The sequence below is a fragment of the Cryobacterium sp. genome (assembly GCF_025463825.1).
GTDB lineage: Bacteria > Actinomycetota > Actinomycetes > Actinomycetales > Microbacteriaceae > Cryobacterium.
Genome location: NZ_JAODBG010000126.1, coordinates 22530 through 28596 on the forward strand (window position 1 = coordinate 22530; position 6067 = coordinate 28596).

At 68.1% G+C, this 6067-nt stretch carries 7 protein-coding genes and 1 pseudogene; 4 read left to right on the forward strand and 4 right to left on the reverse strand.

The features are described from left to right. The first annotated feature begins 61 nt into the window (after nucleotides 1-61). Nucleotides 62-397, forward strand: coding sequence for a hypothetical protein (locus tag JWP54_RS15745; protein ID WP_297373855.1), 336 nt, complete (start codon nucleotides 62-64; stop codon nucleotides 395-397). Between the two features lie 72 nt (nucleotides 398-469). Here JWP54_RS15745 and JWP54_RS15750 read toward each other — a convergent pair. Both JWP54_RS15750 and JWP54_RS15755 read right to left on the reverse strand, forming a co-directional pair. Then, a pseudogene (locus JWP54_RS15750) lies at nucleotides 470-571 on the reverse strand (hypothetical protein); the annotation flags it as partial. Between the two features lie 50 nt (nucleotides 572-621). Then, complete coding sequence (locus tag JWP54_RS15755) at nucleotides 622-984, reverse strand: PadR family transcriptional regulator (RefSeq protein ID WP_297373837.1); 363 nt, start codon at nucleotides 982-984, stop codon at nucleotides 622-624. Between the two features lie 141 nt (nucleotides 985-1125). Between JWP54_RS15755 and JWP54_RS15760 the strand changes: the two genes are divergently transcribed. Then, nucleotides 1126-2046 carry a 5'-3' exonuclease gene (locus tag JWP54_RS15760; RefSeq protein WP_297373847.1) on the forward strand — a complete coding sequence of 307 codons (921 nt, stop codon included), beginning with the start codon at nucleotides 1126-1128 and terminating at the stop codon, nucleotides 2044-2046. Between the two features lie 194 nt (nucleotides 2047-2240). Continuing rightward, complete coding sequence (locus JWP54_RS15765; protein WP_297373840.1) at nucleotides 2241-3416, forward strand: zinc-dependent alcohol dehydrogenase; 1176 nt, start codon at nucleotides 2241-2243, stop codon at nucleotides 3414-3416. An 81-nt stretch (nucleotides 3417-3497) separates the two neighbouring features. Here JWP54_RS15765 and JWP54_RS15770 read toward each other — a convergent pair whose 3' ends face one another. After that, nucleotides 3498-4493: an NAD(P)-dependent alcohol dehydrogenase gene (locus JWP54_RS15770; protein WP_297373841.1), complete on the reverse strand. Its 996-nt coding sequence runs from the start codon at nucleotides 4491-4493 to the stop codon at nucleotides 3498-3500. After that, nucleotides 4490-5209, reverse strand: coding sequence for a DUF4386 domain-containing protein (locus JWP54_RS15775; RefSeq protein WP_297373844.1), 720 nt, complete (start codon nucleotides 5207-5209; stop codon nucleotides 4490-4492). Before JWP54_RS15775 ends, JWP54_RS15770 begins: the two co-directional genes overlap by 4 nt. Before the next feature lie 121 nt (nucleotides 5210-5330). On the opposite strand from JWP54_RS15775, the gene JWP54_RS15780 reads away from it, so the two are divergent. Further along, a complete protein-coding gene (locus JWP54_RS15780; RefSeq protein ID WP_297373850.1) occupies nucleotides 5331-6062 on the forward strand; it encodes a TetR/AcrR family transcriptional regulator C-terminal domain-containing protein in 732 nt (243 codons plus the stop codon). Nucleotides 6063-6067: the final 5 nt, after the last annotated feature.

The window sequence follows — 6067 nt, forward strand, 5'->3', positions numbered from 1 at the left end:
CGGAGCGCCACCGGCCCCCGACGTAGGCCAGCCCGACCAGCAGCCACATCAGCACCGGGGCATGCAGCACCACGAGGATCTCGGTGGACCCGCCGGGGGCGAACGGGTAGGCGTTGAGCAGCACCGCGAGCACGGCGAAGGAGCCGAGCAGGGTGGCCGCGACCGGCAGGGTGAGCCGGCGCTTCCAGCCGAAGTAGGCGGCGAGGAACGGGAAGACGAGCAGGCCGAGGTTGCGGGCCACGCCGACGCCGCCGTCGCTGAGGAGCAGGCCGGTCTTCACCGCGATGCCTGTGCCCAGCGCGAAGCCGAGCACCACCGCCAGTTCCCGCCAGGCGGTCGACCGGTTCTCTTCGGCGTCGTCCGGCACCAGAACGAGCTGTTTCCACAACCGGTCTGAGTGCTCACGGGCGAACTCCCGCGAGACGGCGTCGAGGTTGCCCAACCGTTTGATGGCGACGAGGAAGGCCTCCTCGTGGTCGAGCCCGTTCGCCAGCAGGTCTTCGATCTGCTCGCGCAGGTGGTCTTCGAGCTCCTCCACGTCGGCGGCGGCGATCGCCTGCCGGCGCTGCACGTAGCCGCGCCACCGGTCGACCTAAGCCTCGAGGTCGGCGTCAAGCTCCATCAGGCCCACCCCTCCGCCACGATGGGCGATCTGGGTGAGGCGTGCCAGACCTGACGGAGTGCATCCGCCACCACGGTCCACTGCTCCTGTCGCTCGGCCAGTTGCTCCCGGCCCGCGTCGGTGATGGCGTAATGCTTGCGCCGACGCCCGGCCTCGGAGGTTCCCCACAGCGAGGTCACGTAGCCGAGGCGTTCGAGCCGGTGCAGCAGCGGGTACAGCATGCCGTCGGTCCACTGCAGGTTGCCGCCCGAGAGTTCACCGACTCGCTTGAGGATGGCGTATCCGTAGAGATCGCCGTCCACCAGGATGCCCAGCACCAGCGGGGTGGCCGCGGCGGCGACCAGATCTTTCTCGATGCGCACAGCGCCTCCCATACCTAGAACTACCAGGTAGCAAACCCTAGCGCTGCTAGGTATGCAAGTCGCGCCCTCCGCCGCAGCATCTCGACTCCGAGTCTGCCGGTGTGGCAGGATGCCGCCGTGACCACTCGAACCGACCGCCGGATGCTGCTCGACACCGCCGCCCTGTACTTTCGCGCCTTTCACGGCGTACCCGACACCGTGCAGGCTCCGAACGGCGAACCCATAAACGCCGTGCGCGGTCTTCTGGACATGATCGCCCGGCTCACCACCGAGTTCGAGCCGACCGAGATCGTGGCCTGCTGGGACGAGGACTGGCGGCCGCAGTGGCGGGTGGACCTGATCCCCACCTACAAGACCCACCGGGTGGCGGCGGAGCCCGCCGCGGATGCCGACCCGGCGATCGAGATCGTGCCCGACCTGCTCAGCCCGCAGGTACCGATCATCCGCGAGGTGCTCACCGCACTCGGAATCCCCATCATCGGTGCCGCCCACCACGAGGCCGACGACGTGATCGGCACCCTCGCCTCGCATGCCTCGATTCCCGTGGATGTCGTCACCGGCGACCGGGATCTCTTCCAGCTCGTCGACGACTCCCGGGACGTGCGAGTGATATATACCGGTCGCGGCATGTCACGGTTGGAGATCCTTACCGACTCCGCGCTGACGGCCAAGACCGGCGTCACCCCGGCCCAGTACGCAGACTTTGCGGCGATGCGCGGGGATGCATCCGACGGTCTGCCCGGCGTGGCGGGGGTGGGCGAGAAGACCGCAGCGTCGCTGCTCGCCGAGTTCGGCGATCTGGATGGGATCGTCGCGGCCGCGGCCGACTCCGGCACCGCGCTCGGCGCATCCGCCCGGGCGAAGATCCTCGCCGCCGCTGACTACCTCAGGGTGGCGCCGGCTGTGGTCAACGTGGTGCGCAACCTCGACCTGCCCGAGTTCGACGGCCGCATCCGCTCGAGCACGCCGGAGCAGGCCGCCCAGTTGGACAAACTGTCGGCCGAATGGGGCCTGAGCTCGTCACTGAAGCGCGCCAGGGAGGCGCTTGCCGCGCGGGTCTAGGAAATCACTGCCCATTCTCAGACGACGGTCGGATCCCTCCTTCGTCATGGACCTGCGCCGAATCTGGGTATGCGTTCATCGTGCTTGAGATTTGTCTGCGGCTGCACAAGGCTGGTCTGACCGCGCGACGCAGCGCACGAGAGACACAGCGCACGAGAGACACAGCGCACGAGAGACACAGTGAAGGGGAAACCGTGAAAGCACTCACCTGGCAGAGCTCCAAAACAGTCGAGGTCAAGACCGTGCCCGACCCCGTGATCGAGAAGCCCACGGATGTCGTCATCCGCATCACATCGGCGGCCATCTGCGGTTCTGACCTGCACCTCTATAACGTGATGGGGCCGTTCCTGGCGAAGGACGACGTTCTCGGCCACGAGAACATGGGCATCGTCGAGGCTGTCGGCGCCGGCGTCACCACGCTCGCGGTGGGCGACCGGGTCGTCATCCCGTTCGTGATCGCCTGCGGCGACTGCTTCATGTGCAACCAGGGGCTCACCACCCAGTGCGAGACCACCCAGAACCGCGACTCGGGCACCGGCGCGAGCCTCTACGGATTCAGCGAGCTCTACGGCTCTGTTCCCGGCGGCCAGGCCGAGCGCCTGCGGGTTCCGTTCGCAGACTTCAACGCAATCAAGGTCGGCGCCGACCTGCCCGATGAGCGGTACCTGTTCCTCAGCGACATCCTGCCCACCGCCTGGCAGGGCGTGCAGTACGCGGACGTGCCCGAGGGCGGCACCCTCGCCGTGATCGGCCTGGGCCCGGTGGGCCAGTTCGCCAGCCGGATCGGTCGCCACCTCGGCTTCCGGGTACTCGGCGTCGACCCGGTGCCCGAGCGCCGCGAGATGGCGGCCCGGCATGGCGTGGAGGTGTTCGATCTCGACGACGACATCGTCGCCACCCTCAAGGACATCACCGATGGGCGCGGGCCGGACTCAGTGGTCGACGCTGTCGGGATGGAGGCGCACGGCAACCCTGCCGCCGCGTTCACCCAGTACGCCGCGGGCCTGCTGCCGGATGCGGTGGCCAAGAAGGTTTTCACCACGGTGGGTGTCGATCGCCTGGCCGCGCTGCACATGGCCATTGACCTCGTGCGCCGCGGCGGCACGGTCTCGGTGAGCGGCGTGTATTCGGGGGTGGCCGACCCGATGCCGCTGATGAACATGTTCGACAAGCAGATTCAGCTGCGCATGGGCCAGTGCAACGTGCAGCGCTGGATCGGTGACCTGCTGCCGCTGGTGGAAGACCCTGCCGATCCGCTGGGTGTTGAGGATCTGGTCACGCACCGGGTGCCGCTGGATCGCGCACCGGAGATGTACGAGACCTTCAGCGCCAAGGACGACGGTTGCATCAAGGTCGTGCTGACGCCCTGACCGCGAATTGCCCCGCTGCGGACGAGTTGCCCCGCCCCACCAGGGCAACTCGTCCGCAAGCGGGCAGGTCGGCACCGGCGGTCATGTAGCTGGCGCCTCGGGGTCGGCTGCCACGCGCAGCACGACGTTGCCGCGTTTGTGACCGGCGTCCACGAAGCGGTGCGCGGCGACGATGTCGGCGAGGTCGAAACTGCGGTCGATCACCGGTCGGAGCCGTCCGGCCTCCGCCAAGGCGACGAGAAACTCCAGGTCGACGGCTTGATAGTCGACACCGCCGGCTGTGATCAGCTTGCCGCTCTTGCGGGAGCGGGACTTCGCGCGCAGCAGCCCGGTGAGATCGGCCATGAGCAGCAGAAGCGCTCCGCCCGGTTCGATCAGATGTTGCACCCGTTCGAATGGTGCATTTCCGACACAGTCCATGATCACGTCGTAGGTGTCGGACTCCGTCGTGAAATCCGTGCTGGTGTAGTCGATCACCCGGTCGGCGCCGAGCGAGCTGACGAGTTCGGCGTTGCGCGCGCCGCACACCGCGGTGACGTGTGCGCCGAGGTTCTTGGCCAGTTGCACTGCGGCGGTGCCGACCGCGCCGGATGCGCCGTTGACCAGCACTCGGGTGCCCGTCCCGATCCTGGTCCTGCTGAGATACCCGTGCGCGGCGAGGCCGCCGAACACCAGGGCCACTGCCTCGTCGAAGTTCAGGTTCGTTGGCATCGCCGCGATCGCACCGTCCTGCTTGATGCGGGCGAACTCGGCGTGGCCGCCGAATTTCCCGCCGAGCATGGCGATGACCTCGTCGCCGGGAGCGAACAGGGTGACCTTCTTACCCACCGCCTGGACGACGCCGGAAACGTCCATCCCGAGCACGCGCTTGCGGGGCCGGAAGACCCCGAGCGCGAGCGCCGTCGGCAGGACGAGTCCCCGTGGCACGTCCCGGGACCGCGCCCGGTGATCGGCGATGCTCACGGTGCTCGCGATCACGCGGATCAGCACCTCTTCCGGGCCCGGCGTGGGCTTCGGCATATCGGCGAGTACCACGACTTCGGGGGCACCGAACCGCCGATACACCGCGGCCTTCATCGGGCCACCTCCGTCCGGTCGGCGCCATCGTGGGTGGCCCGCATCCGCTCCTCGGCCGCCGGGTCGAAGCCCCTGACGAGAAGCCACAACGCAAGCGACACCTCCCAGGCGAACACCGGCAGAGCGACAACCAGGCCGATGACGGAGAACTGGCCGTACCCGCCGAAGAGCACCAGCACGGTCGAGAGCGTGATGATCGTGCCGCCGGCCAGGCCGAGAATCGCGATGGGGCGCGGCACCAGGCGGGAGGCGAACATCAGCGCCGCCAGCAGGATCGAGCCGATGCCCAGGGCGAAGCCCGGGCCGAAGAGCAGCGTGCCGTCCTGCAGCGCCAGCAGCCCGGCCGCGACGCCCTCGAGGGCGCCGGCGTCGACGCCGTGCGGCTGCTCGCGCAGGATCAACACAGTGAGCAGGCTGACGATGCCGACGACGATGATCGCCGCTTCGAGGATGCGGGCCGCGACGTAGGCCAGCGCCAGGGTGGGATAGCTCCGCTTCACCACTGGATAGAGGACCACCGCGGTGCCGACCACGGCAACCACCAGCACCGTTTCGAAGAGCACGCCGAGAACTACCGACGCGTCGCGTCCGGTGCCGAGGACGTAGCCGGGCGTATTGAGCACCGGGGCATAGAGCAGGCGGCCGACGATGGCGCCGACCTCGGTGAGCAAGAACAGGGCACCGATGAGGATTGCTGCTCGTCTCGTGGGGGTCATGAGAGCTCCTTTGGAAAAGGAAGGTGTACGGCGTACACTCAGGTGCCACGACTCTAAGGTGTACACTGTACTCCTGTCAATGGGCGAGGCCATTTCGGCTCGGAAGGGACCAGCAATGGTGATGACCACCCCGCGGGTGCGGCTCAACCGTGACCGCGTGCTGCAGGCCGCCGTCGGCGTGGCCGATCAGATCGGCATCGACGCGCTGAGCATGCGCAGGCTCGCCGAGGAACTCGGCGTGGTGCCCATGGCGCTGTACAAGCACGTGGCCAACAAAGAGCAGCTGCTCGATGGCATGGTGGAAGTGATTGTCGCCGAGATCGACCCGCCCGCCCAGCATGGCGACTGGAAATCGACGGTTCGCCAGCGGGTGCTATCGGCCCGACGCGTGCTGCTTCGGCATCCCTGGGCCCGCCAGGTGCTCGAGTCTCGCACCGATCACACCCCGACCGTGCTGGCCTACCTGGAGTCGACGATCGGCATGTTCCTGGCCGGCGGCTTCTCGGTGGACCTCACCCACCACGTCATGCACGCGCTGGGCAGCCGGATGTGGGGCTTCACCCAGGAACTCTTCGACCAGCCCGCAGGCCCGGGCGGTGCTGCGCCGGCTGAGGTACCCCCGGAGACCATCGCGGCACAGGGTCGATTGCTGGCCGAGCGCTACCCCAACATCGGGCAGATCAGCGCCGCGGCCGCGCACGACGACACCGCTGTGGCGCGCGGATGCGATGACAGGTTCGAGTTCGAGTTCGCCCTGGACCTCCTCCTGGACGGCTTCGAGCGGCTGCATCAGTCCGGCTGGTCCTCCGCCCCAGGTTCCGAGCATCCGCACGCCGAACTCCTCGCCCCGTGACCCCG